Raw genomic sequence first — 23,763 nt, 5'->3', positions numbered from 1 at the left:
GCAGGCCGGCCGCCGCTCGGCGGGGGTCACCGGGCGTCGGTCACGGTGACCGGCTCGTCGTTCTTGAGCTCTTGCACCAGCTGTTTGACCTTGGCCTTGTCCCACTGGAGGTTGCCGCCGACGCTGCCGGAGATGGGCATGTTCAGCGACTTGCCGTCGCTGCCGGTGACGTCCTGCATGGCGAAGAACATCTTGGCCAGGTAGTAGGGGTTCATGTCCTTGTCGACGATGAGGGTGCCGAGTCCGGCTCCCATGGTGGGGTAGAGCTTGAAGGGGTTCAGGAGCGTGCCGGGCGTCGCGGTCTGGCCGGCCAGCGCGGAGAGGAACTTCTGCTGGTTCTTGGTGCGTTCCAGGTCGCTGGTGGCGAACGCGTGCCGGGTGCGGACGAACGCGAGTGCCTGCTGGCCGTTCAGCGTCTGCTCGCCCGCGTCGAAGTCGGCGCCGGACCACTTGTCCTTGAAGCCCTTGTCGAGGGTCATGTCGACGCCGCCGATGGAGTCCACGATGTTGGCGAAGCCGGAGAAGCCAACCTCCGCGTAGTGGTCGATGTGCAGACCGGTGTTGTACTCGACGGTGCGGACCAGCAGCTGCGGGCCGTCGATGGAGTACGCGGCGTTCAGCTTGTTGTCGCCCAGCGGGCCCTTGATGTCGCCGGACTCCGAGCCGCGGAACTTCGGGATGGTCACGTTCGAGTCGCGCGGCAGCGATATGAGTGTCGGGCCGGACGCGCCGTCGTGCAGGATCATCATCGAGTCCGTGCGCTTGCCGTCGGCGGAGCCCGTGTGCAGGTCCTTCTTCTGCTGGTCCGACATGCCCTCGCGGCTGTCGGACCCCACCATCAGATAGTTGGTGCCCTCCCCCGTCCCGGGGCGGTCGACCACCTTGCTGAGGTCGACTTCCTTGCGCAGCTCGGAGTCGGCCCAGAAGTACGTTGCCACCGAGACGACCAGCAGAACGAGGACCAAGGCGACCAGGACACGTATGACCGTCCTGCCACGGCGGCGGTGCGGCCTGCCGCGGTGCCCACCAGGGTGCTCCTCGTACGGGAAGTCATCCGGTGGGTGCGTGCCGTCGGCGCCCCGCGCGGTGTTTCCCCATCCAGCGGGGTGCGCGAAGTCGGGGTTTCTGCTGTCTGTCCTTGGGTGCATGCCCGACAGTGTGCATTCCTCGCCCAGCTGAAATGCAAATGGAGGAGGGGATGCACCTCGGAGTGTTTCCAATTTGATATACAACTCCAAGGCGGGCAGGGAAAAGGCACAGCCAATATTTCCCATCCGCCGTGACTGCGCATGCGAAGGCTCTGCGACCACCCTGCATTTCGGACATTCTCTATATGTGCTCTCGGTGGGCCTCCGGCTCTCGTGTGCCGACCTTCTGGGATTTACCGCGTACGGCTGGAGCATGGCCCCACACACCACTCCACGGCGGTGATGGGGGCGCCACTACCTACAGCGTCCAGGACGCGGATCTTGTTACTCGGCCAGGATCGGGCAGGGTACGCAGGGCGAAAATGGCCCAGGAGTAACACGCGTTTACGGTACGGCGCTGTAGATACTGCCGATTGGTCATCGGCACGCGCCCTCCCTGGTCGATCTCCGGTCCCCCCCGGTTCAGGGACAGCAGGGCGCGTGGCGCGGGCGGGTACCCGATATCCGCCCGCGCCCCCCTCGAGCCGCCCTGCCGGCCCCAGGTGCCAACATCGTCCGCGCGAGGCATCGCCGCTGGTCACCACATGGTCCGGAGCGTCCGTCCACCCGAACACGGCGGCGGCCGGTACCCCTCGGCACGAGGAGGGATACCGGCCGCCGAGCGTGCGGAGTCAGAGCCGTCGCACCCAGGCCGCGGCGCCGTGCCCGATCGCCAGGTAAATCACCGCGGGCAGTGCGTAGTTGAAGAAGACTCGCACGGATTCCGTGTCCATCGTGAAGATGTCCTGTGACCAGCCGGCGAGCCAGTCCGCTACGCCGTGCACGAAGTCGACGAAGACATTCGCCTGATTCGCGTCGAGCATGTACAGCAGGATCCACAACGCCAGAAAACCCGCGGCAATGTCTGCGAGGGTGTGAATGACCAGGGCTGTCCTGTCTGCACCCAGACCCCCTCGATTGCCCGCCCGACGCTGATTGGCGGCGGGATAGCCGGCAGGGTTGGCGGGGTATGGGCGATTTCCATCGCTGTTGTACTGACTGTTATCCGCTATGCGGTCATGGGGGTAACTCATGGGGCTCCCCCTTGCCGGGCCAGCCCAACCGAAACCTTCTTCACACTCGTTTCACACCGGCGTTCCCTGGGTGTTATGAATTCCGCCGATAACCGGCCTCGGGCAGCGCAGTAATTTGATGCGGCATCAGTTCTCTTGGAGCGGTGTGGATGGCATGGTCGGGTGCGTGGAGCTACGTCACCTTTCCGGATTCGTCGCCGTCGCCGAGGAACTGCACTTCGGGCGGGCGGCCGAGCGGCTGCACATCGCCCAGTCGCCGCTGAACCAGCAGTTCCGGCTGCTGGAGCGCGACCTCGGGGTCACCCCGCGAAGTCGGCCCGGTCGGTGTGGCCCGAGGCCACCGTTCCGGCTGTGGTCAACTCGTCCAGGAAGTCGGCCCGTTGGCGGGCGGCGCCCGGTGCGTGCGGCAGGGCGTATCCGGGGCAACGGCCGCCCGGTGTCCCCTCCGCACCGGCCGCGGGCACCACCGGCGAGTCGAGTGGTGGACGAGCCGGATGCCAGGGCACGTTCACCGCACGGGACATATGCGGGCCCGCCATGGCGGCGGCCCGGACAAGGGCGCCGGACACCATGGCGGGCCGTTTCACATCGCGCTGGCGGCCGGGGCCTATGCGCGCTCGCCGCCCTAGCCGCCGAGACCGAAGAACTTGGTGATCCAGTAGCTGGAGCAGATCGAGTCCAGGAAGTACGGGGCGCCGGTGCTGCCGCACTGTTCGGCACCGGTGCCGGGGTCGACCGGGGTGCCGTGGTTGATGCCGGGGACCCTGTTGACCTCGACGGCCACCGTGCCGTCGGACGCCACGTACTCGTCGTGCTGGGTGGCATTGGGACCGATGCTGGAGGTACGGGTGGGCGTCTGGGACAGTCCGTGCAACGCGGTCCACTGGTCGCGCAGTTCGGTGGCGTTGCGCGGCACGACCGTCGTGTCCCGATCGCCGTACCAGATGGCGGTGCGCGGCCACGGTCCCTCGTACGACGGGTACGCCTCACGCACCCGCTGGGCCCACTCGCTCGGGCTGAGGTCGAGCCCGGGGTTCATGCACTGGTAAGGGCTGTTGTTCTTGGTGCAGCCGTAGGGCAGGCCCGCGACGACCGCGCCGGCGGAGAAGACGTCAGGGTAGGTGGCGAGCATGACCGAGGTCATGGCACCACCCGCCGACAGCCCCGTGATGTAGACCCGCTTGGAGTCCCCGCCGTAGGCCGAGACGGCGTGGTCCGCCATCTGCCGGATCGAAAGGGCCTCGCCCTGGTCACGCCGATTGTCACCTGCCTGGAACCAGTTGAAGCACTTGCTGAGATTGTTCGACGAGGTGGTCTCCGCGAGCACCAGGACGAACTTGTCGCGGTCCGCGAGCTCGGGCAGCCCCGAGTTGTCGGCGTAGACCTGGGCACTCTGCGTACACCCGTGGAGCGCGACGACCACGGGCGCGTTCGCGGGCAGCGACGTCGGCTTGTACACGTACATGTTCAACGCGCCGGGGTTGGACCCGAAGTTGGTCACCTTCGTAAGGGTGACCGCGGCGTTCGCGGCGGGCGCGGGCCCGGCGAGAACGGCTCCGAACAGGAGGGCGGCGACGGCGAGGAGCCGGGCCGCGATGCGGGTCCATCGGCTCCGTGGCGGTACGTGGTGTGGGGGGACTGGCATGGAAGTGCTCCTTCGGTTGATGCGCTCCCGGTGTTCCTGAGGTCACCGGCGCGTCCCGTGCGCCGGAAGCACCAGACGTGGCCGAAACCGTAGAATCCGGCGCAGCCCATCGCCATGGCCCGGGGGACCACAAGCGGATTCACCGCCCTCGGCGTCTCACGGATTGCGCGGTCGACAGCCGATCTGCTAACTGGCGTGACCGTCCCGCGCGCCCTCCGTCTGACGGCGTCAGCTCGGACGTGTTGCGTCGCCACATGTGACCGGCGAGGTGTGTGGCTGTCACGGGCCGGGGACAACGAACTGTCGGCTCACGACCTATCAGCCGACGGGCATCGAAGCACGCTCTCCTCGTCCAGTGTGAACGTCAGCCCGACGATGCCGACCGCGCCGGCGACCCGGTGCCCGGCCCCAGCACCGGGGCCGCGATGGCGCGGACGTCCAGCTCCGCGTATTCGTCATCGACCGCATAGCCTCGCTCGCGCACGGCGGACAGAGCGGCGAGCACTGCCCCCGGGTCCCGCACCGTCCCTGACGTACGGGCCGGGAGCGACTCGCCGCCCAGAAGCTCCGCCGCCACCGGCGACGGCAGGGCCGACAGCATCGCCCACCCCACCGCCGAGCAGTACAGCGGGACTTCGCCGCCCGCGGTCAGCGGCATGTGGTACGTGGAGACGGCTCTGCGTCACATGCACCGCCACGGCGCCGTCCCGTACCGAGAAGTGGGCCAAGTGCCATCACGCATTCGCAGATTTACGTCCTCGACCAGGACGAGGCCCTCGACTTCTACGTCGGCGAGCTCGGCCCGGAGGTCGTCGCGGACGTCAACTTGGGCTTCATGCGCTGGCTCGCCGTCAGCGTTCCCGGTCGCCCCGAGCGGCAGATCCTGCTGGAGAAGCCGGGCGCCCCGGCGATGCCGGAGGAGACGGCGGAGCAGGTCCGTGAGCTGGTGACCAAGGGTGTGATGGGCGGCTGGCTCATCTTGACCACCCCGACTGCCGCAAGACCTACGAGACACTGCTGGCGCAGGGCGTGGAATTCACCGAGGAACCCACTGAGCGCCCGTACGGGATCGGCTGCGGCCTGGGTGACCCGTTCGGCAACCGCATCCGCTTCACTCAACCGGCGGCGTGAGACTCTCCGGCGGGCCACCGTCGCACACCGCCCTCCGATTGTGGCGCGCTCTTCTCCGCCGTGCGCTCCCGCAGAGCCGTCACCACCAGCAGCGCGGAGAACACGGCGGCTGAGCCGCACACCACGAAGCCGATCGCGTAGCCGTGGCCGAGGGCGTCGAGGGCGTGTGCGCGGGCCGCGCCCGGCGGGGAGGTGGCGGGGACGGAGTTCAGCGCGAGCGGGCCGCCTTCCCTCAGCACGTCGTGCGCCGCCGCCTTCGACTCCGCGGTCAGGGACGACGAGGTGGCCAGCGACGAGGTCACCCGGGACGCCGCCTGGCTCAGCGCGACGGCGCCGATGACCGCGGGTCCTAGGGTGAAGCCGAAGTCGCGCAGCAGGTTGGTGGCCGCGCTGGCCATGCCCGCGAGCGGCAGTGGCACCGTGTTGACGGCGGTCGCGGTGATGGACGACACCGTGAAGGCGAAGCCGATGCCGACCAGGCCGAGCGGCAGGATCAGCGAGGTCAGGCTCCGGTCGCCGACGTCGAGCCCGGCGGCCAGGAAGTCGCCCACGGCGATCAGTGCCAGACCGGAGGTGAGCAGCGCCCGTGCGGGCAGCCGGTTCAGCAGCCTTGAGGTCAGCGGGGTGAGCACCGGGGCGATGCCGTTGAGCAGCAGGAACGCGAAGGCGGTGCGCAGGGGGCTCTGGTGCTGGATGGGGCCGAGCCGGATGCTCGCCGCGTAGGCCGTGCCCAGGAAGCTGAACATGCCCACCACCGCGACGACCGACGCGATCGCGAAGGAACGGTTGCGGAACAGGTCCAGGCGCAGGAGGGGCGAGCGGGCCCGGCTCTCGGCGGCCACGAACAGGCCCAGGAACACCGCCGCGATCACGAACGCCACGACCACGGGGGTCGATCCCCAGCCGCCGGTCGGCCCCTGGATGACGGCGTACAGCAGGGCGAACAGACCGACGCCGATGGTGATCTGGCCGCCGATGTCCAGCGAACGTCCCTCAGGCGCACGGGAGTTGGCGGCAAGCCGAAGACTCACCAGGGCGCTGACCGCGGCCAGCACGGCGACCACCACGAACGCCGAGCGCCACGAGCCGTAGGTGCCGGTGATACCGCCGAGCAGCGGCGCGAGGAAGCCGCCCGCGGACAGGCTGGAGGCCCAGAGGGCGATGACCCGGGCACGCTGGGCACCGGTGTGCGTGCCGGCCGCGATCATGGCGAGCGAGGTGGGGAAGAGCGCGGCGGCGCCGAGACCGGCCAGCGCCTGTCCCGCCCACAGTTGATGGATGCCGGACGCGCTCGCGGCGACGACCTCGCCCGCGCACACCAGCGCGGCCCCGCCGACGAGGAGTTGTTTGCGGCCGAAGAGGTCGCCCAGCACGCCGAAGGAGAGTTCGAGGACGGTGACGGGCAACAGGAACGCGTCGGAGATCCAGGTGAGCTGGGCGCCGACGGGGTGGAGGTGTTCCTGGAACAGGCCGTTGAGGGTGGCCGGTATCGCCAGGCCGATCTGGGCGAGGCAGACGGCGAGACAGCCGGCGACGAGCGTACCGAGCGGGAGACGCGGGACCGGGGATGCGGAAGGGTGTGCGGAGGGAGAAGAGGCGGATGCGTCGGACATCTGAGGGTCCCAACGTCAGTGGCGGACGGGAGGCGCCGGGCGATCGCGGCCGACCGTCAGGCGTGCCGGGCGGTACGGGGCGTACGCCGCGCCGTCCAGACCGAGCGCCGTGGCGGACCGCTGAAGCACGGCCGGGGTCGCGGCGTCGTCCCAGTGGCCCGTGATGACGCGATGCTCGAGCGCGTGCAGGGCGGCCACGGTCTCGGCGGTGGTGAATGCGCAGTGGCCCTGTCGTTCGACGTAGGCCTGCCGCAGCAGCGCGCCGTCCCCGGCCGTGCGCACCCGGTCGCCGAACCGCCGTTCCTGCTCCACGGGTACGAGGTTGTCGGCGATCGTGTGCACGTCCAGCAGCGGCATGCCGAGACCCTGACCGGCGGACGAGGTGCGCTGCGCCGTACGGACCGCGGCGGGGTCGGCGGCGATCGAGGCACCCCGGGTCAGGGACGCCAGATCGGCGCGCAGGTCGAGTCCGGCCGTCCGATACTGCGCGCGGACCTGCGGGGCGCGGGCGGAACCGGCGAGCAGGTGGGCGTAGTCGACGCCCCGGTTCCAGGAGTTGTTGCCGCCGACGGACTGCTCCATGGCGAACCGGCCGCCCTCGACGAACGACAGGATGCCCTGCGCGAACCACGTGTACTGCTGCTCCTCCTGCCCTGCCCAGTCGGCCGGGGCGGGCCGGTCCTTTCCGGGCGCCCAGGCGGGCAGGTTGAGGAAGGCCGCGGCCAGCGTGATCCGGGCCCGGCCCTGTGGTGTGGCCTGCGCGGCGTTGACGGCGTCGGTGAGCTTCCTGGCGGTGGCGGCCGCGTCGTCGGCGGAGCCGAAGCGCACCAGACGGAGGTCCTGCCCCGGCAGGAGCAGCCGAGCGAGGGTGTACTCGGCGTCGAGTTGGTAGTTGTCCAGGTCGGTGCCGCCCGCGACCAGGCCGCACAGGCCGAGCGCGCCGTCGACACGGCGGGCGCCGTCGCGGGCGATCTGCGCGTTGACGAGTCCGCCCATGGACTGGCCGACGGCCAGGGTGCGCCGCGGGGTGCCGATCTTCGCGGTAACGGCGTCGAGTGTGGCGAACTGGTCGAGTTCGGCGCTCTTCAGGGCCCACATCGAGCCATGGGGGTCGTACGACGAACCGGCCATCGCATAGCCCTCGGCGAGCAACTCGGTGCGTACGGCGTCGGAGGGGGCGTCTTGGGCGACGGTGGGGCCGAAGCCATGGCTGAACAGCAGCAGGGTGCCGTTCCAGCGGTCGGGGACGTCCGCCATCCAGGTGGCGCCGTCGGCGAGGGTGCCGGTGAGGTGGGCCGTGGCCGTCGGGTCCGCCTGGGCGGCTGACCAGGGAAGGGCGGCGAGGGCGACGGACGCCAGGGCGGCCAGGGCGATACGCGGACGGGTGCGAGCAGACATGGAAGTGGCTCCTTGTGGGCGGCTGCGGAGCGGGGAACCCGGGGCGCGTGCTCAGCGCGCTGAACGAAGGTGTGGAGGAATGTAGGGCTGATTTCTTGCAGCCGTCAACAAAATGCACAATTTCGCCTGAGAGCACGCCCCGGTGTGGCACGCGTGAGGACGGCTACGCCGGAACCGTTTCGATCGACCGGTGCGCCGCGTCCCGGGCGGGCGCCTCCAACAGGCCGTGGACCGCGCGGAACGTCTCCTCCGCCCCGGCCGCGGGCCAGTCCTCCGGCAGATGCCGTACGGGCAACCGGGGATCACCGCGGATGACCTGGAGCCACTCGGCGGTCAATCGGAGACGCAGCGCGAGGGCGTCCTCTCCGGCCAAGTCCACGCCACCTGAGGCGTACGGCCGCCAGGACGCCTCGAAGTCCCGGTATCCGGCGCCCAGTGCGTGCAGGTCCCAGGTCTCGTCGACCATCTCGGCGATGTCCATGCCGGCGTCCGCGTGGGCGCGGAAGACCTTCACATGCGCGGCCAGGCCCAGCTCGGCGACGATCCCGGAGACGTCGACCTCGCCCGGCGCGATCCACAGTCCGCTGAACAGCGCGCCGAAGCCCGCCCAGGTCAGCTGGGAGCGCAGATCGTGCCGCTGGCGCTGCCATGACTCCGGGAGCGAGAAGCCGAGCAGGGTCCAGGTACCGTCCCATTCGCGGTTGACCGCGCCCGTCTTCCAGATGCGCCGCTCGCCGTCACGGAGGATCGCCTCCGAGCGGTCGGTGAGGCCGATATAGGTCCGCCGGCCCTCACGCCGACGACTCAGCAGGCCGCGGCCGACCATGCGAGTGAGGGTGGACCGGGTGGCCTGCTCTCCGACTCCGGCGCGCCGGAACACCTCGATGACGCTCCCCGTGTACACGCACACCCCGCGGCCCAGCACTTCGTCACCGAGGAAGCTGAGCAGGAGGGACTGGGGGCGGAGGGCTGGACCGGTCACATGCATACACTACGAGGCCCCCGCACGCGCGGCAGCCAGCACCCGGTCGGGCGTTTGCCGGTCGGGCGTTTGCCGGTCGGCGGCCATCGCCGGGTGTCCCCGAGTGACGCGTCAGGCGAGCCCGTTCCCGGCGACGCGCACCAGGAGCGCGTGCAGCGTCTCCCGTTCGGCGGGCGCGAGCGTGGTGAGCAGTTCGTCGGTCACCCGCTGGCCCGCCTGATCCGTATCGCGGAGGAACGCGCGGCCGTCCTCGGCGAGGACGACGATGCGGCTGCGGCGGTCGTCGGGGGCGGGGCGGCGCTCGGCGAAGCCCAGCCTCTCCAGGTCGTCCACCAGGCCGACGATCGCGCTCGGGTCATAGCCGAGCCGGGCGCTGAGCTCCCGCTGCAACGCGCCCTCGCAGGTGGCGAGGTAGCGCAGCACGGCGTAGTGCCGCAGCCGCAGCCCCGACTCCTGGAGGAAGGTGTTGAACAGCTGACCGGAGCGCAGACCGAGGCGGTACAGCAGATAGCCCGTGTCCGCGTGCAGCGCCCGCATCCACGGTTCGTCCGCGTCGATGGGGGGCGGGGTGTCGGTGTGCCGGCGGGCGATGGCGGGCTCCCTGGTCTCGGCCCCGGGGCGCCGGTCTCGGCTCCCCCCGGAGGGGCGGGTCTCGTGTGCAGAGTCCAGCATGACGCACCCGAGGTGAACAACAACTGTTGACGACACCAATTATTGCGCTTAGCTTCGATCTCACTGCCGCACCCGGCGCCGCACAGACGCACCCCATGCGAAGGGACCCGCTCGTGCCCACCATCGATCTGACCGGCAAGGCCGCCGTCGTCACCGGTAGCGGCCGGGGCCTCGGCCTCGCCTACGCACACGCCCTCGCCGCCCACGGCGCGTCCGTGGTCGTCAACGACGTCGACGAAGCCGTGGCCGAACAGGCCGTCAAGGCCATCTCCGAGGCCGGTGGCACCGCAGTGGCCGAGGTGGTCCCGGTCGGCTCCGCCGAGGCCGCCGACCGGCTGGTGAGCCGCGCCGTCGAGGAGTTCGGCCGACTCGACGTCCTGGTCACCAACGCGGGCATCCTGCGCGACAAGGTGCTGTGGAAGATGACCGACGAGGACTTCGACACGGTCATCACCACCCATCTCCGAGCCACCTTCACCTGCGCCCGCGCCGCCGCCGTGCGCATGCGCGAGCAGGGCGAAGGCGGCACACTCGTCCTCGTCGGCTCCCCGGCCGGGCAGCGCGGCAACTTCGGCCAGACCAACTACGCCGCCGCCAAGGCCGGAATCGCCGCCATGGCCCGCACCTGGTCCATGGAACTGTCCCGCGCGAACATCACCGTCAACGCGATCGTGCCGGTCGCCGCCACCGCGATGACCGAGACCATTCCCGCCTTCGCCCCGTATGTCGAGGCCCTGAGGAACGGCGAACCGCTGCCGGACTTCCTGCGCAAGGGGGAGGGATTCGGCACCCCGGAGGACTGCGCCGCCCTCGTCCCCTTCCTGGCCTCCGAGGCCGCCCGCGGCATCACCGGCCAGTGCGTCGGCATCGGCGGCGACAAGGTGGCGCTCTGGTCGCATCCGCAGGAGATCCGGACCGCCTACGCCGACGGCGGCTGGACCTCCGAGGCCCTCGCCGACGTCTGGTCCACATCGGTCGGCGCCGAACCACAGACGGTGGGCATCCCCGCGCCGAAGACCCCGGAGGCGTGATGGACCCCCGGAATCTGGTCGCCATCGACGTCCACACCCACGCGGAGGTGTCCTCCAAGGGCCACTCCTCCCTGGACGACGATCTGCACGACGCCTCCTCCGCCTACTTCAAGGTCGAGGGCAAACGGAAGCCCACCCTCGAGGAGACGGCCGCGTATTACCGCGAGCGGCGGATGGCCGCCGTCATCTTCACGGTGGACGCCGAGTCCGCCACCGGCACCGAGCCCGTCCCGAACGAGGAGGTCGCCGAGGCAGCCGCCGCCAACGCGGACGTCCTCATCCCCTTCGCCTCCATCGACCCCTTCCGGGGGAAGGCGGGCGTGCAGCGGGCCCGGCGGCTGGTCGAGGAGTACGGCGTGAAGGGCTTCAAGTTCCACCCCAGCATCCAGGGCTTCTTCCCCAATGACCGCTCGGTGGCGTACGGCCTGTACGAGGTGATCGAGGAGACAGGCACCATCGCTCTCTTCCACACCGGCCAGACCGGCATCGGCGCCGGAGTTCCCGGCGGGGGCGGGATCCGCCTGAAGTATTCCAATCCGCTCCATGTGGACGACGTGGCCGCCGACTTCCCGCATCTGAAGATCATCCTGGCGCACCCGTCGTTCCCGTGGCAGGACGAGGCGCTCGCGGTGGCGACCCACAAGCCCGGCGTGCACATCGACCTGTCCGGCTGGTCGCCGAAGTACTTCCCGCCGCAGCTCGTGCAGTACGCCAACACACTGCTGAAGGACAAGGTCCTGTTCGGTTCGGACTTCCCGGTGCTCACCCCGGACCGATGGCTGGCCGACTTCGACAAGCTCTCCATCAAAGAGGCGGTCAAGCCGAAGATCCTCAAGGAGAACGCGGCCCGGCTGCTCGGGCTGACCAAACCGTAAGGGGTGCCAGATGCGCAACGAGGGACTGGGGTCATGGCCCGCACGCCGGGCCCGTAAGACCCCGCACCGCACGGCCCTGATCCACGGCGAGCAGTCGACCGACTACCGCACCCTGCACACCCGCACCACCCGTCTCGCCCACGCCCTGCGCGCCCGGGGCGTCAGGCGTGGCGACCGCATCGCCCATCTCGGCCCCAACCACCCCGCCTATCTGGAGACCCTGTTCGCCGCCGGCCTCCTCGGCGCCGTCTTCGTCCCCCTCAACACCCGGCTCACCGGCCCCGAGATCGCCTACCAGCTCGCCGACTCCGGCGCCAAGGCCCTCATCCACGGCGCCGCACACGCCGGGCTCGTCGCCGGACTGCCGGCCGGCAACGATGTACGGATCCGCGTCGAGATCGGCGACGCATACGAACAGATCCTGGCAGCCGCGCCGACCGAGCCGATCGACGAACCGGTCTCCCCCGACGACACCTGCCTCATCATGTACACCTCGGGGACGACCGGCCGCCCCAAAGGCGCGATGCTCACCCACGCCAACATCATCTGGAACGCCGTCAATGTGCTGGTCGACCACGACCTGTTCGCCGACGAGCGCGCCCTGGTGTCCGCCCCGCTGTTCCACACCGCCGGCCTGAACATGATCACCTTGCCGGTGCTGCTCAAGGGCGGCACCTGCGTCCTGGTGGAGGCCTTCGACCCGGGGACGACCCTCGATCTGATCGAACGGCATCGCATCACCTTCATGTTCGGAGTGCCGACGATGTTCGGCCAGGTGGCCCGGCACCCCCGCTGGACGAACGCCGATCTGTCCTCGCTCCGCATCCTCACCTGCGGCGGATCACCTGTGCCGACCCCGCTCATCGCCACCTACCAGGAGCGCGGGCTCACCTTCCTCCAGGGCTACGGCATGACCGAGGCCGCGCCCGGCACCCTCTTCCTGGACGCCGAGCACGCCGCCGACAAGGCGGGCTCGGCAGGCGTACCGCACTTCTTCAGCGACGTACGGGTCGTACGGCCCGACCTCACCCCGGTCGGCACCGGCGAGACCGGCGAAGTGGTGGTGCGCGGACCACATGTGATGTCCGGCTACTGGGGGCTGCCCGAGGAGACGGAGGCCGCGTTCGCGGACGGCTGGTTCCGCAGCGGGGACGCGGCCCGGGTCGACGAAGACGGATATGTGTACATCGTCGACCGGATCAAGGACATGATCATCTCCGGCGGCGAGAACATCTACCCCGCCGAGATCGAGGACCTCCTCCTCGCCCACCCGGGCATCGCCGAGTGCGCGGTGATCGGTGTCCCGGACGACACATGGGGCGAGGTGCCCCGCGCGGTCGTCGTCCCGGCGGCGGGCGCCGGACTCGACCCGGAGCAGGTGCTGGCATCACTGTCCGGGCGGCTCGCCAAGTACAAGATCCCCAAGTCGGTGGTGGTCGCGGACGAACTTCCGCGCACCGCCTCCGGAAAGCTCCTCAAGTCCCGGGTGCGCGACCGCTACGGCACCCCCGCCCCTGAACAGGAAGCCGATTCATGAGCATCACCGTCAACGGCCTGGACGAACTGAAGAAGCTCGCCGACGCGGACCTCGGCACCAGCGAGTGGGTCGAGGTCACCCAGGACCGCATCGACACCTTCGCCGATGCCACCGGCGATCACCAGTGGATCCACACCGACCCGGAGCGAGCGGCCCAGGGCCCCTTCGGCGCACCGATCGCGCACGGCTACCTCACGTTGTCCCTGTTCATCCCCCTCTTCACCCAACTGCTGGACGTACGGGGCGTGACCACCAAGGTCAACTACGGCCTGGACAAGGTGCGCTTCCCCGCACCGGTGAGGGCCGGATCCCGCATACGGCTCGTGGCCCGGCTCACCTCGGTCGAGGACGTACCCGGCGGCGTCCAGATCACCGTCGACGGCACGATCGAGGTGGACGGCGGCACGAAGCCCGCGGCCGTGGTGCGGAGTCTCTCCCGCTTCTACGTCTGACCCGCCGCACCACGAAGCCCGGCGAGTCCGGCGAGTCCGGCAGCCGACGACCACACTGCCGAACCGGCTCCCGGAACCTCGGCTCAGGCGGCGAGCACCTGTGCCACCGCCACCGCGGGCAGGGGTGTCACCGGGATGCGTACCGGCGCGACCGGACCATGAGCGGGCCACACGCGGTATGTGGTCTTGGCCGGATCCACCAGGGGCTCACCGAGAGTGATCCGCCCCTGGGAGTACAGCCTGTCGCATACGGGGGTGGGCAGCGCGACGTAGCAGCCGCCCCTGTTGGTGATGGAGTCGTACGGCTGCCAGTAGCCGTACCGGCGCCGTCCACTCGCGTGCACGGTGCAGAACACCGGAGTGCGGGAGTTGGCCATGACGCGGAGAACACCGGCGTCGGCAGCCTCGAACGGGACCTCGGAACGGGAGCGGGAGGGGTAGAGGACGGGGGACATCAGGGCTGCCTTTCCGAGGGGCCGGGACTCAAGATCAGCTACCCAATTAAAGCAGTGATTTGATCTCGATGGCACAACTCCCGTTCGAGCGGCGGGGCTTGGGCATGTCGGCACGGACACCGGTAGCATTGCAGGACTACAGCCTGGCCGAATGGCGGAACTGGCAGACCCCGATCCTCACCGGTCAGCCCTGACGGCAGTGGCGAAGCCCGGTGGCCGGATCCGCTCGCGCCTCCGGTCAGGGTTGCGGATGGGCGTCGTGGGTGAGGAGAGCGAGCTGGACACGGTTGTCGAGGTCCAGTTTGGCCAGGGCGCTGGAGAGGTGGGCCTTGACCGTGCCGAGGGAAAGGTGCAGGCGGGTGCCGATGTCGGTGTTGGACAGGCCCTCGGCAACCGCCTCGGCCACCTCGCGCTCGCGTTCGGTGAGCAACGCCAGCCGCTGCCGGGCGTGTTCGGCGCGGTCGTCCGGTCCGGCCGCCGCGTGCCGGATGAGGGCACGCGCGGCGGACGGCGACAGCGCGGGCTCGTCGCGGGCGGCCCGCCGTACCGCCTCGACGATTTCCTCGGGCACGGCGTGCTTGACCAGGTACCCGGCGGCGCCGGAGCGCATCGCCTCCAGCACCAGGCCGTGCTCGTCGAAGGTGGTCAGCACGATCACCTGCGGGGCCTGGGCACCGCGCCGGGTGAGCTCGCGGGTGGCCGCGAGGCCGTCCATGACCGGCATCCGGATGTCCATGAGGACCACATCGGGCGCGTGTTCGCGGACGGCGGCGGCCACCTCGGCGCCGTCCGACGCCTCCCCCACGACCTCGATACCGTCCGCCCCGCGCAGCATCATCTTCAGCCCGGTCCGCACCAGGGGGTCGTCGTCGGCCAGCAGCACTCGGATCATGGCGTCACCTCGCGGGCCACGGTAGCCGGGCGCGCAGCGTGAAGGTGCCGTCGGTGGCGGTGTGGTCGAGGGTGCCGCCGTCGAGACGGACCCGTTCGGCGAGCCCGGTCAGACCGGCTCCGGTGCCCGGGACCGCCCCGTCGGCGCGTGGCACGGCGGGCAGCCCGTTGCGGATCTCCACCGTGAGGCCGCCGCCGGGACCTCCGGCCAGACGTACGCTGACGGGTGTGCGGGGCGCGTGCTTGCGGGCGTTGGTGAGGCCCTCCTGCGCCACGCGGTAGACGGTCCGGTGCATTTGCAACCGCAGGCCGCGGACGGCGTCGGCGGTCAGCTCGGTACGGAAGTCCACCGGCTGGCCCGTGGCACGGGCGTCCGCGACCAGACCGTCGATGTCCGCGATCCGTGGGAGCAGCGATACCGGTTCTCCCCCGCCCTCCGCCCGCAGCAGGTGCAGCACCTCCTGCAACTCCTCCACGGCCTGATGCGCGTTGCCCCGGATCACCTCGGCGCTCTCGGCGACCTCGGCGCTGCTCAGCGCGGGACCGGCGCCCGCCTCCGCCTGCCGGGTGCGGTAGGCAAGCGCGCCCGCGTGGACCGAGAGCAGGGAGATGCGGTGCGCCAGCACGTCGTGCATCTCGCGGGCGATGGCCTGGCGTTCGCCGCGGCGGGCGTCGGCGAGCCGGCGCTCGTCTTCGGCCCGGGCCCGCTCGGCGTCCACACGCAGCCGCTCGACGAGCAGCCGCCGGGACCGCAGGGCGTTGCCCGAGGCGAAGGCGGCCAGGAGGTAGGCCAGCGAGAACGCGGCGTCGAACCACAGGTCGTCAGCCGCTCCCGACAGCAGCGGGCCGGAGGGCACCATGCACACCACGTACGCACCGAGCATCAGCAGCGCCTGCCGCCAGCGGAGACGGAGCGCGAGGTTGGTGACGATCACCGCACCGGCAGGCAGAGCGCTGGTCGCCAGCGCCACCGCGGGCAGCCCGATCAGCGCCACGGCGAGCGGGAAACCGCGCCGGAACCACAGCGCACAGCAGGCCACGAGCCCCAGCAGCGGGTCCAGTTCCGCCGCCCACCCCGGCAGATCGCCCTGCTCCCTCACCACACCGAGCACGACCATGCCGAGGAAGACGGCCCCGCAGAAGAGGACCGCGTCCACCGCCCGGTCGCGCCAGGTGTGCCCGGCCGGGAGGGCGGGGTCGAGGCCGTTGGTCATGAGGTGAGGGTATGCGGGCCGCGAAGGGCGGCACATCGGCCAACCGGCCAGACGTCCCTTGGCCATCGGTCTGACTCCAGCCATCCCCTCGTGGACCATCGGCGAATGGTGCCGACCCCGGTGGTCCCCGCAGGCTGCTCCCATCCGGAAGACGGGAGAGAACGAGATGGGTGCAGCCCAGATGAGCAGGGCTCGGTTGCTGCGGCTCGCGGGGGCGGTCGCCGTCGGCACGGCACTGCCCGCCGGGTACGCCGCCGCGGCGGAGTGGCACGACAGCACACGCGCCCCGGCCGATCGGAAGCGGGTGGGGGACGCCCGGGCGGGCGGAGTGCGCTATCGCGGGGTCGTCTACGAAGTGGGCGAGGGCGAGACGCCGGCGACGGCGTGGAACACGGCTCGTACCCGCACCGACCTGCGGGCCATCCGCCACCAACTGCATGCCGACACGGTGAAGATCACCGGCGATGGCGTCGAGCGGCTCACCCGCACCGCGGCCGAGGCGGCCGAGAACGGTCTGCGTGTCTGGCTGGAGCCGACCCTCGGCGATGTGCCCGCTTCGGACATCCTCGACCACCTCGCGGAGACCGGGCGGTTCGCCGAACGACTGCGCCGGCAGGGCGTACAGGTGCATCTGAACGTGGGGTGTGAGTTTCTGCTGTTCGTCCCCGGGATCGTGCCCGGCGCCACCGCGACCGAGCGGATCGAGAACCTGGTCAAGGGCAACTACGACCCGGTGAAGACCGCCCGGCGGCTGCGCCGCTTCACCGCACGGGCCGCCGCCGTCGGCCGCTCGGTCTTCCGCGGGCCGCTGTCGTACGGGGCCGCGCAGGACGAGGACGTGGACTGGGACCTGTTCGACCTGGTGTGCGTCGACTACTACGGCTGGTATCCGAACCGCGGCGGGCACGTCAAGGAACTGTGTAAGTACCAGCGTCACGGCAAGCCGCTCGCGATCACCGAGTTCGGCTGCTGCACCTTCGAGGGGGCACCCCGCCTGGGCGGTATGGCCTGGGACGTCGTCGACTACGCCAAGACGCCGCCGCGGGTCAAGAAGGGGCTGGTGCGCAGCGAGCACACACAGGCGGCGTATCTGACCGATGTGCTCGATGTGTTCGAGTCGATGAACCTGTACGCGGCCATGGCCTACACCTTCGTCACGCCCGACGCCCCACACCGCCGCGAGCCGCGACTCGACCTGGACATGGCCGGCTACAGCCTGGTGAAAGTGATCCGGGACCGTCCGGCGGAGCCGGATTCCCCCTGGCACTGGGAGCCCAAGGAATCCTTCCGGGCCCTGGCCGACGAGTACGCCCGCCACCGACGGCGTCCCTCACGACCGCGGCCACCGCAGCCACTCACGTGGTGATTCATGTGCGCTCGTACGACCCGCCCGCACCGTACCGTACCGGCGCAGCAGCCACAGGCCGTACACCAAGTGGAAGGCGTACACGCTCGCCTGCCACCAGTCCGGGGCCGAGCCGGGAGAGCGGATCTGGAAGAAGTCGTCGAGGCCGTGGACGACAACCATCGGCCAGATCGAGCCGATCGCGTAGCGCAGTGCGGCGCATGTGAAGCCGAAGAATCCGGCGGACAGCATCTGCCACAGAGTGTCGTCGAGCGGGTCGCCGAAGAACAGGACGTTCTGGATGTGGCCCGCTCCGAAGAGGACGGCGACGCCGACGGCCGCGCGCACCGGACCGAGTGGGCCGAGGGCCTGCTGGACCAGTCCCCGGCTGTACATCTCCTCGTTGATGCCGACCCACAGCAGCGACACCAGGCCGCTGACGACAACGGTCACGCTTCCGTCGAGGCCGACCACGGAGTACGAGCAGGCGACCAGCAGCATCGGCGCGGCGAGCCACCAGCGGCGTGGACGGCCGAGCGCGGCCACCCCGGAGACACGCAGCCGGCCCCACCGCCACAGCACGAGCCACACCCCCGCGGCGCAGATGGCGTTGACCAGGGTGGCGCCGAGGTCCGGGTACCAGGAGGGCGCCAATGGAGGCAGGATGACCTTGGCGAAGAGCAGCAGCACGGTGTGCCATGCGAGCGTCAACTCCACCGCGCCCCACAGTGGATGACGGATGACGTGGTCTTTCCACCGCTGCATCACGGGGACGAGCGTAGCCGCGGGCGCGGCAAAGGGAACGCGGAGCTTTCGGTGGTCGAGATGATCCGGTCTTGCTTTGCTAGTCCTGGCTGGACTTTCGGCACTGGGCTTCCTACGCCGGGCGGGCCCGGCGGATGCGGTAGGCACGTCGGCGGCAGGCGTCGGAGCAGTAGGTACGTGGGCGGCCGGTGGAAGCGAGGCGGGAGACGGGGTTGCCGCACTGCGGACAGGGAGTTTCGTAACGCCTTGATGTTTCGTCGCGGGCATTGGGCTGGTTCCGGACGAACGTCTCGATGCTGTCCAGCACGAGCCGGAGGCCGAACTCGAAGCCACGGTCGCGGGGGTGAAGCAGGGCACCCGCGGCGCGAAGGGTCGCCACCACCGGATAGCGTGCCGGGACGAAGACGGCCTCCCAGAAGTGGGCGCGGGCGGCCCACCACTGCTCGTCGGTCAGCCGCCGGATCCCCAACTCGACGTAGCCTCCGGCCAGTACGCCGAGGTCGATCACCAGTCGCGTCGGGCGCGCCGATCAGAGCGTCGTACGCGGAGGCGCGCCAGTTCCTCGGCCCGGACGGGGACGCCGCTCCCGACCCCGACGGCTTCTTCTACGGGGGCCGGTCCCTGGGCACCGACGACGACCTACGGCCTGGATCTGTCGACGGCCCGTGGACGTCGTGGCTGGGCGGGATGCACCCGGGTCGGTAGCGTGCGGGCGACCGTGGCACCGAGCCAGGAGGTGAGACCCATGAACGCTGTATCCGTGTGGGTGCTCCCCCGCTTCGTCACGGCCGGGCGATTGACGTAAGTGTCACCGGTGTGCTCTGGTCACCCCCGTCCGGCCCCGAGCGCGCGCCGCTGGTGCTCATGGGGCACGGTGAGATCGCCACGATGCGGCGGGCGATGGCGGCTGGCGAGCCGGTCCGCCCGATCGTCGTCCGCTACAACGCCCACCTGGCCGAGCGTGCCGTACCGGAGTGGCGGGCGACGCTGGACGCCCTCCAGGAGTTGCCCGGAGATCGGCGCGGACGCCGACAGCGCGGTCCGGTTCTTCGCCCGGCACCTCGGCCGGGCCGTCACGTCACCGGCTTGACGTGGCGGGCATCGGCGCCCGGCCACCAGCGGGCGCCTGGCGCCGGTACCGCGCCCCCAACCGGCTCTATCTGAGGAACCTGCGCGCCGCTCACGCCGGTCAGGCCCTCGACATCGCCGGGCACCACACCGCGTTCGACGAAGCCGTGGCAACCGGTGACGCCCGCACCCTCCTCGGCCAGATCCGCCCCGCCCACCGGCTCAAGACGGGCATGCTCATCCGCAGCACCGCCGAGGTCTCCGCGATCCTCGACGGCGCCGACGAGACCCAACTCGCCGCGGTCTGTGAGTACTTCGAGGCCGTCGGCATCGCCTACCAGATCACCCGGCCGGGGCGTCCGGGCCCGGCGCCGATGTTCGCTGGGCACTCACCCACATGACCGAGGAAACCGGTCGCCACACCGGTCACGCGGACATCCTGCGCGAGCTCATCGACGGCGGCACCGGGCGCTGAGCCTCCTTCCGCCGCTCCAGGACCTCCCGCCTGCCGCGGGCCTACCGCGGGTAGGCGGTGTCGCGAGCGGTCTTCTCCCAGGTGGTGACGTCGGAGCGGATGGCGTCGAGGTGGGTGAGGACCGCGTCGACCGCGTCGCTGCCCAGGGGCAGCCGCAGCGGCGTCCGCTCGGCGTCCAGGGCGGCCAGGATCGCCGCCGCGGCCCTGGCCGGGTCGCCCGGCTCCGCGCCCCCGGCGGTCTGGGTCATCCGCCGGGTGGGCCCGACGGTCTCGGCGTAGTCGGCGATCTCCTCGCTGGCGCCGGTGTTGTCCATCAGGCTGGTGCGGAAGGCGCCGGGCTCCACGATGAGCACCTTGATGCCGAGCGGGCGCACCTCCTCCACCAGCGCCTCCGAGAATCCCTCCAGGGCGAATTTGGTGGCGCTGTAGGCGGAGAACCCGGCGAAGGACATCTGGCCGCCCATGCTGCTCATCTGGACGATCGCACCGGAGCGCCGGGCTCGCATGGCGGGAAGCACGGCCCTGACCAGGGCCGCGGGGCCGAAGACATGCAGGTCGAACAGCGAACGCAGCTCGGCGTCGGTGGTCTCCTCGGCCGCGCCGACATGACCGCGGCCCGCGTTGTTGACCAGGACGTCGACCCTGCCGTGACGGCTCACCACATCCCGCACGGTGGCCTCGATCCCGGCGATATCGGTGACGTCCAGCGTCAGCGCCTCCACCTGATCGGGTTGCGCGGCCACGAGGTCGCTCAGCGCCTCCACACGGCGTGCGGTGGCCACGACCACGTCCCCGGCGGCCACCGCGGCCTCGGTGATCGCCCGGCCGAAGCCACTGTTCGCCCCGGTCACCAGCCAGACCTTGCCCATTGGAACATCCCTTCACGGAGGTGTTGTGCTCTTCGGGGTCGACTCTCGTGGAAAAGTCCTTTGCCCGTCCAAGACCCGGTGTGATAACCGATGGTTATGGATGTGCATGGGAGAGATCTCCGGTACTTCACCGCCGTGGCCGAGGAGTTGCACTTCACCCGCGCGGCCGAGCGGCTGTTCATCTCGCAGCCGGCGCTGAGCAAGCAGATCCGGATGCTGGAGCGCCAGCTCGGCGCGCCGCTGTTCGTACGGGACGGCAGAAGTGTCCGGCTCACACCGGTGGGCGCCGCGCTGCTGCCGCACGCCCAGCAGGTGCTCGCCGCGTGGGACGCCGCGCGGGAAGCGGTCGAGCAGGCCAAGGCCGGGCAACAGGCGACCCTCGTCGTGGGGATGAGCACCAGCCCGGGCCGCGGCGGTCTGCTGCCCGGGATCAGGTCCCGGTTCACCGACGCACGTCCCGACGCCCGTATGAAACTGCGCCAGGTGAGCTGGGAGGATTCGACCGCGGGGCTCGCGGACGGCTCCAGCGACCTCGCCTTCGTCTGGCTCCCGATGCCCGATCCGGACCGCTACACCTGGGTGGTGGTGGCCCAGGAGCCCCGTCTGGTCGCGCTGCCCGAGGAGCATCCCCTGGCCGCCCGGGACGTCGTCGACTTCGCCGACCTGCTGGACGAGCCGTTCCTCGCGCTGCCGCCGAGCGCCGGGGCGCTCCGGGAGTACTGGCTGGCCACGGATGCCCGTGACGGCAGGCCACCGGTCATCGGTGCCGAGATCGCCAGTACCGAGGAGACGTACGAGGCGCTCGTGGACGGGCGCGGGGTCTGCCTGCTGGCCAGCGGGAACGCACCGCTCATCACCCTGGGCGGGGTCGTGACCCGGCCGGTGCGCGGCATCTCGCCGAGCCAGTACGCGCTCGCCCGGCGTGCCGACGACCACCGCCCGCTGGTGCTGGACTACGTATGTGCCTGTCGGCAGGCGACCGGGCAGTCCCCAGCTGGAGACTGACGTGGAGTCCGGCGCCCGGCCGGACTGCGACAGTCAGTCGGTCCGGCCACGCGATGCAGGGCATCCCCGGTCGCGGGGCGTCACGCTATGCCAGCGACCAGCAGGACGAATGCCGCGATGATGACGCCGGCGCGCAGGTAGTGGAACCGGTCCCAACGGCCGAGTCGCCGGCCGCCACCGCGAACTCCACGCCCACCAGCAGGCCGACGACCACGACCGTGACGATGGCGAGTGTGTTCTGCATGTCCCCTCCGGAGCCTCTGAGCACGTTTCTAGCACTGCTAGGGCTTGGAACATGTCCGTACAGGAACGCAAGGAACGGGAGCGGTCCCAACGCCACCAGCTGATCGTCGCGGCGGCCCGTGAACTCGCCGAGGCCCACGGCTGGGACGCCGTCACCACGCGTCGGCTGTCCGAGCGCATCGAGTTCGGCCAGCCCGTGCTCTACAGCCACTTCCGCGGCAAGCGCGAGATCGTCGGAGCCGTGGCCCTGGAGGGATTCGCCGGACTGACCGCCACGATGCGGGAGGCGGTGGCCAAGGGGCCGGAGGGACGCGCCGCGGTGGCCGCGCTCGCCGACGCGTACGTCGACTTCACCGAGCGCAACCCCGCCCTCTACGACGCGATGTTCCTCCTCGACACCGGTCTGCCGTTCGCCGACGAGGCGACGCCCGCGCCGCTGCGCGAGGCGTTCGAGACGCTGCTCGACACGCTCGGCGATATCGCGGGGTCCGCCGAACCGGCCCTGTTCGTCGAGATCTTCTGGTCGGCCCTGCACGGCCTGGTCAGCCTCACGCGCTCGGGCCGCCTTCCCCGGCAGGAGGAGTCACGACGGCTCGACGTACTGGTGGACCGGTTCGCGGAGGCGGAGGGCGGTCACAGCGACGGGTAGTCGGTGTACCCGGCGCAGATATCTGTGCTCCAAGGTGGCTGGCCCCGCCGTCCGCATTGGCCTGATCCCTGTGGTCCCCGTCTCCCCGCGCCGGACACGATGGGCCTTATGTGACCGATTCACGGACACGAGGGGGAAGCAAAATGCACGAGAAGCACTCGCCGAGGGCCTTATCGAGTGCGGCGGATTCGCGAGAGCTGATCACCAGGAGGCCCGGCGCCGCCGTGCGCGAGCATGTGCTGGGATACCGGGGCTTCCGGTTCGGGGCGCGTCAGCCCCGATGTCGGCTGCTGGTGCCGGACGGTGTGGTGAAGGTGATGCTCGGGTTCGGCGAGCCGGTACGGATCGCCGACGCGGTGGATCCGCGGCAGTCCGTCACCGGTACCTCAATGATCAACGGCTTACGGGCCACCGCCACGCTGGGCGAGCACACCGGCCAGTTGTCCGGCGTGACGGTCATGCTGACGCCGATCGCGGCCTTCCGCCTCTTCGGTATGCCGATGGCCGAGCTGGCAGAGCGCAATCTGGACCCGGCCGATCTGCTCGGTCGGGAGGCGGGCCGTCTCCTCTGCCGCCTGTCCGAGTGCCGCGACTGGACATCGCGCTTCGCCCTGCTCGACGGGGTGTTCGCGGCCCGGGCCCAGGCCGGGCCGGAGTGCGCGCCCGAGGTGGTCTGGACGTGGCGGCGGCTGGGACGCACCCACGGCCGGATACGCGTGGGGGATCTGGCCACCGAGACCGGATGGAGCCGCCGACGGCTGGAGCGCCGCTTCCGCGAGCAAGTGGGCCTGCCACCCAAGCAGTTCGCCCAGGTGCTGCGGCTGCAGGAGGCGCTGCGCCTGCAGGACGGCGGTCTGCCGTGGGCGGAGGCGGCGGCCCTCGCGGGCTACTACGACCAGGCCCATTTCACCCGGGCCTTCAAGGACCGGGTCGGCTGTACGCCGGGCCGGTTCGGAACCCGCCGGGCGTCCTCCAAGCCCGGCGACCCGCTGGACTTCCTGCCCGATCAGGTCACCAGCGTTCTGCTCGCCGAGTAAGTGCGTGCGTCCTGCGCGCCGAGTCAGAGCGTCGCGTCGGCGTGGCATCGGCGTCGCATTCGTACAAGACATCCCTCCTGCCGGATCGCGATGGTGGCGGAGTCGGCAGGCGCCGTCTGTCGGCTGGACCCAACATCGGCCCGCGCCCAGTCCACAGAGCCGGGCCGGACTCGACGGAAGGAGGGTGGAC

24 protein-coding genes and 4 pseudogenes are annotated in these 23,763 nt (G+C 70.5%); 12 read left to right on the top strand and 16 right to left on the bottom strand.

The window, feature by feature from the left end:
• Positions 1 to 26 precede the first annotated feature (26 nt).
• Both GWI24_RS00405 and GWI24_RS44680 read right to left on the bottom strand, forming a co-directional pair.
• Positions 27 to 1,148 (bottom strand): LCP family protein, encoded by a 1,122-nt coding sequence (locus tag GWI24_RS00405; protein WP_210943755.1) that lies wholly within the window; start codon positions 1,146 to 1,148, stop codon positions 27 to 29.
• Positions 1,149 to 1,819: 671 nt separating this feature from the next.
• Positions 1,820 to 2,221, bottom strand: coding sequence for a hypothetical protein (locus tag GWI24_RS44680; protein WP_247615660.1), 402 nt, complete (start codon positions 2,219 to 2,221; stop codon positions 1,820 to 1,822).
• A 166-nt stretch (positions 2,222 to 2,387) separates the two neighbouring features.
• On the opposite strand from GWI24_RS44680, the pseudogene GWI24_RS00395 reads away from it, so the two are divergent.
• Positions 2,388 to 2,522 (top strand): annotated as a pseudogene (locus tag GWI24_RS00395) (LysR family transcriptional regulator); the annotation flags it as partial.
• Here the strand turns inward: GWI24_RS00395 and GWI24_RS00390 are convergent.
• From GWI24_RS00390 to GWI24_RS00380, 3 genes and pseudogenes are all read right to left on the bottom strand, one after another.
• Positions 2,521 to 2,793 (bottom strand): hypothetical protein, encoded by a 273-nt coding sequence (locus GWI24_RS00390; protein ID WP_210943859.1) that lies wholly within the window; start codon positions 2,791 to 2,793, stop codon positions 2,521 to 2,523. The pseudogene GWI24_RS00395 and the gene GWI24_RS00390 sit on opposite strands and share 2 nt — an antisense overlap.
• Before the next feature lie 56 nt (positions 2,794 to 2,849).
• Positions 2,850 to 3,866: pseudogene (locus GWI24_RS00385) on the bottom strand (PHB depolymerase family esterase); the annotation flags it as partial.
• Positions 3,867 to 4,230: 364 nt separating this feature from the next.
• Positions 4,231 to 4,524, bottom strand: a complete 294-nt coding sequence (locus GWI24_RS00380) for an IclR family transcriptional regulator C-terminal domain-containing protein (RefSeq protein WP_210943751.1) — start codon at positions 4,522 to 4,524, stop codon at positions 4,231 to 4,233.
• Positions 4,525 to 4,599: 75 nt separating this feature from the next.
• Between GWI24_RS00380 and GWI24_RS44675 the strand changes: the two are divergent.
• A pseudogene (locus GWI24_RS44675) lies at positions 4,600 to 4,997 on the top strand (VOC family protein).
• Here GWI24_RS44675 and GWI24_RS00370 read toward each other — a convergent pair.
• The 4 genes from GWI24_RS00370 to GWI24_RS00355 form a co-directional block, all read right to left on the bottom strand.
• Positions 4,982 to 6,610: an MFS transporter gene (locus GWI24_RS00370; protein WP_210943747.1), complete on the bottom strand. Its 1,629-nt coding sequence runs from the start codon at positions 6,608 to 6,610 to the stop codon at positions 4,982 to 4,984. The pseudogene GWI24_RS44675 and the gene GWI24_RS00370 overlap by 16 nt on opposite strands.
• 15 nt (positions 6,611 to 6,625) lie before the next feature.
• A complete protein-coding gene (locus tag GWI24_RS00365; RefSeq protein ID WP_210943745.1) occupies positions 6,626 to 8,008 on the bottom strand; it encodes an alpha/beta hydrolase in 1,383 nt (460 codons plus the stop codon).
• 163 nt (positions 8,009 to 8,171) lie between these two features.
• Positions 8,172 to 8,996, bottom strand: a complete 825-nt coding sequence (locus tag GWI24_RS00360; protein WP_210943743.1) for a PaaX family transcriptional regulator C-terminal domain-containing protein — start codon at positions 8,994 to 8,996, stop codon at positions 8,172 to 8,174.
• A gap of 105 nt (positions 8,997 to 9,101) precedes the next feature.
• Complete coding sequence (locus GWI24_RS00355) at positions 9,102 to 9,527, bottom strand: MarR family winged helix-turn-helix transcriptional regulator (protein WP_210943845.1); 426 nt, start codon at positions 9,525 to 9,527, stop codon at positions 9,102 to 9,104.
• Between the two features lie 248 nt (positions 9,528 to 9,775).
• Here GWI24_RS00355 and GWI24_RS00350 point away from each other — a divergent pair, with 248 nt between their 5' ends.
• The 4 genes from GWI24_RS00350 to GWI24_RS00335 are packed head-to-tail and all read left to right on the top strand — an operon-like array spanning position 9,776 to position 13,557.
• Entirely contained in the window at positions 9,776 to 10,693 is a 918-nt protein-coding gene (locus tag GWI24_RS00350) for an SDR family oxidoreductase (RefSeq protein ID WP_308343253.1), read from the top strand.
• Positions 10,693 to 11,568: an amidohydrolase family protein gene (locus tag GWI24_RS00345; protein ID WP_210943742.1), complete on the top strand. Its 876-nt coding sequence runs from the start codon at positions 10,693 to 10,695 to the stop codon at positions 11,566 to 11,568. The genes GWI24_RS00350 and GWI24_RS00345 overlap by 1 nt, the downstream gene beginning before the upstream one ends.
• Before the next feature lie 10 nt (positions 11,569 to 11,578).
• On the top strand, positions 11,579 to 13,105 hold the full coding sequence (gene menE / locus GWI24_RS00340; protein ID WP_210943740.1) for an o-succinylbenzoate--CoA ligase: 1,527 nt from the start codon (positions 11,579 to 11,581) through the stop codon (positions 13,103 to 13,105).
• Positions 13,102 to 13,557, top strand: coding sequence for a MaoC family dehydratase (locus GWI24_RS00335; RefSeq protein WP_210943738.1), 456 nt, complete (start codon positions 13,102 to 13,104; stop codon positions 13,555 to 13,557). Before menE ends, GWI24_RS00335 begins: the two co-directional genes overlap by 4 nt.
• Positions 13,558 to 13,640: 83 nt before the next feature.
• Here the strand turns inward: GWI24_RS00335 and GWI24_RS00330 are convergent, their stop codons facing one another.
• The 3 genes from GWI24_RS00330 to GWI24_RS00320 all read right to left on the bottom strand — a co-directional run bounded on the left by GWI24_RS00330 (position 13,641) and on the right by GWI24_RS00320 (position 16,117).
• Positions 13,641 to 14,012 carry a hypothetical protein gene (locus tag GWI24_RS00330; RefSeq protein ID WP_210943736.1) on the bottom strand — a complete coding sequence of 124 codons (372 nt, stop codon included), beginning with the start codon at positions 14,010 to 14,012 and terminating at the stop codon, positions 13,641 to 13,643.
• Between the two features lie 238 nt (positions 14,013 to 14,250).
• Positions 14,251 to 14,904, bottom strand: a complete 654-nt coding sequence (locus GWI24_RS00325) for a response regulator transcription factor (protein WP_210943735.1) — start codon at positions 14,902 to 14,904, stop codon at positions 14,251 to 14,253.
• Positions 14,905 to 14,908: 4 nt separating this feature from the next.
• A complete protein-coding gene (locus GWI24_RS00320) occupies positions 14,909 to 16,117 on the bottom strand; it encodes a sensor histidine kinase (RefSeq protein ID WP_210943733.1) in 1,209 nt (402 codons plus the stop codon).
• Positions 16,118 to 16,283: 166 nt separating this feature from the next.
• On the opposite strand from GWI24_RS00320, the gene GWI24_RS00315 reads away from it, so the two are divergent.
• Positions 16,284 to 17,483 (top strand): abortive phage infection protein, encoded by a 1,200-nt coding sequence (locus GWI24_RS00315; protein WP_210943731.1) that lies wholly within the window; start codon positions 16,284 to 16,286, stop codon positions 17,481 to 17,483.
• On the opposite strand, the gene GWI24_RS00310 is transcribed toward GWI24_RS00315, so the two are convergent.
• Both GWI24_RS00310 and GWI24_RS00305 read right to left on the bottom strand, forming a co-directional pair.
• The gene (locus tag GWI24_RS00310) at positions 17,448 to 18,227 is read right to left on the bottom strand and encodes a CPBP family intramembrane glutamic endopeptidase (protein ID WP_210943843.1); all 780 of its coding nucleotides are present in this window, start codon (positions 18,225 to 18,227) and stop codon (positions 17,448 to 17,450) included. The two genes, GWI24_RS00315 and GWI24_RS00310, sit on opposite strands and share 36 nt — an antisense overlap.
• A gap of 112 nt (positions 18,228 to 18,339) precedes the next feature.
• Positions 18,340 to 18,735: a TetR/AcrR family transcriptional regulator C-terminal domain-containing protein gene (locus tag GWI24_RS00305; RefSeq protein ID WP_210943729.1), complete on the bottom strand. Its 396-nt coding sequence runs from the start codon at positions 18,733 to 18,735 to the stop codon at positions 18,340 to 18,342.
• A 583-nt stretch (positions 18,736 to 19,318) separates the two neighbouring features.
• On the opposite strand from GWI24_RS00305, the gene GWI24_RS00300 reads away from it, so the two are divergent.
• Together GWI24_RS00300 and GWI24_RS00295 are read left to right on the top strand one after the other, a co-directional pair.
• The gene (locus GWI24_RS00300; RefSeq protein WP_308343249.1) at positions 19,319 to 19,696 is read left to right on the top strand and encodes a polyprenyl synthetase family protein; all 378 of its coding nucleotides are present in this window, start codon (positions 19,319 to 19,321) and stop codon (positions 19,694 to 19,696) included.
• A pseudogene (locus GWI24_RS00295) lies at positions 19,660 to 19,770 on the top strand (DUF664 domain-containing protein); the annotation flags it as partial. The gene GWI24_RS00300 and the pseudogene GWI24_RS00295, both read left to right, overlap by 37 nt.
• Positions 19,771 to 19,811: 41 nt before the next feature.
• Here the strand turns inward: GWI24_RS00295 and GWI24_RS00290 are convergent.
• A complete protein-coding gene (locus GWI24_RS00290; protein WP_210943728.1) occupies positions 19,812 to 20,639 on the bottom strand; it encodes an oxidoreductase in 828 nt (275 codons plus the stop codon).
• Between the two features lie 96 nt (positions 20,640 to 20,735).
• Here GWI24_RS00290 and GWI24_RS00285 point away from each other — a divergent pair, with 96 nt between their 5' ends.
• Complete coding sequence (locus GWI24_RS00285) at positions 20,736 to 21,644, top strand: LysR family transcriptional regulator (RefSeq protein WP_247615658.1); 909 nt, start codon at positions 20,736 to 20,738, stop codon at positions 21,642 to 21,644.
• Between the two features lie 85 nt (positions 21,645 to 21,729).
• Here the strand turns inward: GWI24_RS00285 and GWI24_RS00280 are convergent, their stop codons facing one another.
• Positions 21,730 to 21,888: a hypothetical protein gene (locus tag GWI24_RS00280; protein WP_210943724.1), complete on the bottom strand. Its 159-nt coding sequence runs from the start codon at positions 21,886 to 21,888 to the stop codon at positions 21,730 to 21,732.
• A 51-nt stretch (positions 21,889 to 21,939) separates the two neighbouring features.
• Here GWI24_RS00280 and GWI24_RS00275 point away from each other — a divergent pair, with 51 nt between their 5' ends.
• Both GWI24_RS00275 and GWI24_RS00270 read left to right on the top strand, forming a co-directional pair.
• Positions 21,940 to 22,536, top strand: coding sequence for a TetR/AcrR family transcriptional regulator (locus GWI24_RS00275; protein WP_210943722.1), 597 nt, complete (start codon positions 21,940 to 21,942; stop codon positions 22,534 to 22,536).
• 224 nt (positions 22,537 to 22,760) lie between these two features.
• Positions 22,761 to 23,573: an AraC family transcriptional regulator gene (locus tag GWI24_RS00270; protein WP_308343246.1), complete on the top strand. Its 813-nt coding sequence runs from the start codon at positions 22,761 to 22,763 to the stop codon at positions 23,571 to 23,573.
• Positions 23,574 to 23,763: the final 190 nt, after the last annotated feature.

The organism is Streptomyces sp. MK37H, assembly GCF_018035285.1.
GTDB classification, from domain to species: domain Bacteria; phylum Actinomycetota; class Actinomycetes; order Streptomycetales; family Streptomycetaceae; genus Streptomyces; species Streptomyces endocoffeicus.
The sequence above is the reverse complement of the archived record's forward strand: the minus strand, read 5'-3'. Positions and strand labels throughout refer to the sequence as shown.

Excerpts from the sequence above, each read along its gene's own strand:
- GWI24_RS00405 (WP_210943755.1), bottom strand. The coding sequence starts at position 1,148 with ATGCACCCAAGGACAGACAGCAGAAACCCCGACTTCGCGCACCCCGCT.
- GWI24_RS44680 (WP_247615660.1), bottom strand. The coding sequence starts at position 2,221 with ATGAGTTACCCCCATGACCGCATAGCGGATAACAGTCAGTACAACAGC.
- GWI24_RS00390 (WP_210943859.1), bottom strand. The coding sequence starts at position 2,793 with ATGGTGTCCGGCGCCCTTGTCCGGGCCGCCGCCATGGCGGGCCCGCAT.
- GWI24_RS00380 (WP_210943751.1), bottom strand. The coding sequence starts at position 4,524 with ATGCCGCTGACCGCGGGCGGCGAAGTCCCGCTGTACTGCTCGGCGGTG.
- GWI24_RS00370 (WP_210943747.1), bottom strand. The coding sequence starts at position 6,610 with ATGTCCGACGCATCCGCCTCTTCTCCCTCCGCACACCCTTCCGCATCC.
- GWI24_RS00365 (WP_210943745.1), bottom strand. The coding sequence starts at position 8,008 with ATGTCTGCTCGCACCCGTCCGCGTATCGCCCTGGCCGCCCTGGCGTCC.
- GWI24_RS00360 (WP_210943743.1), bottom strand. The coding sequence starts at position 8,996 with ATGCATGTGACCGGTCCAGCCCTCCGCCCCCAGTCCCTCCTGCTCAGC.
- GWI24_RS00355 (WP_210943845.1), bottom strand. The coding sequence starts at position 9,527 with ATGCGGGCGCTGCACGCGGACACGGGCTATCTGCTGTACCGCCTCGGT.
- GWI24_RS00345 (WP_210943742.1), top strand. The coding sequence starts at position 10,693 with ATGGACCCCCGGAATCTGGTCGCCATCGACGTCCACACCCACGCGGAG.
- menE (WP_210943740.1), top strand. The coding sequence starts at position 11,579 with ATGCGCAACGAGGGACTGGGGTCATGGCCCGCACGCCGGGCCCGTAAG.
- GWI24_RS00335 (WP_210943738.1), top strand. The coding sequence starts at position 13,102 with ATGAGCATCACCGTCAACGGCCTGGACGAACTGAAGAAGCTCGCCGAC.
- GWI24_RS00330 (WP_210943736.1), bottom strand. The coding sequence starts at position 14,012 with ATGTCCCCCGTCCTCTACCCCTCCCGCTCCCGTTCCGAGGTCCCGTTC.
- GWI24_RS00325 (WP_210943735.1), bottom strand. The coding sequence starts at position 14,904 with ATGATCCGAGTGCTGCTGGCCGACGACGACCCCCTGGTGCGGACCGGG.
- GWI24_RS00320 (WP_210943733.1), bottom strand. The coding sequence starts at position 16,117 with ATGACCAACGGCCTCGACCCCGCCCTCCCGGCCGGGCACACCTGGCGC.
- GWI24_RS00315 (WP_210943731.1), top strand. The coding sequence starts at position 16,284 with ATGGGTGCAGCCCAGATGAGCAGGGCTCGGTTGCTGCGGCTCGCGGGG.
- GWI24_RS00310 (WP_210943843.1), bottom strand. The coding sequence starts at position 18,227 with ATGCAGCGGTGGAAAGACCACGTCATCCGTCATCCACTGTGGGGCGCG.
- GWI24_RS00290 (WP_210943728.1), bottom strand. The coding sequence starts at position 20,639 with ATGGGCAAGGTCTGGCTGGTGACCGGGGCGAACAGTGGCTTCGGCCGG.
- GWI24_RS00285 (WP_247615658.1), top strand. The coding sequence starts at position 20,736 with ATGGATGTGCATGGGAGAGATCTCCGGTACTTCACCGCCGTGGCCGAG.
- GWI24_RS00280 (WP_210943724.1), bottom strand. The coding sequence starts at position 21,888 with ATGCAGAACACACTCGCCATCGTCACGGTCGTGGTCGTCGGCCTGCTG.
- GWI24_RS00275 (WP_210943722.1), top strand. The coding sequence starts at position 21,940 with ATGTCCGTACAGGAACGCAAGGAACGGGAGCGGTCCCAACGCCACCAG.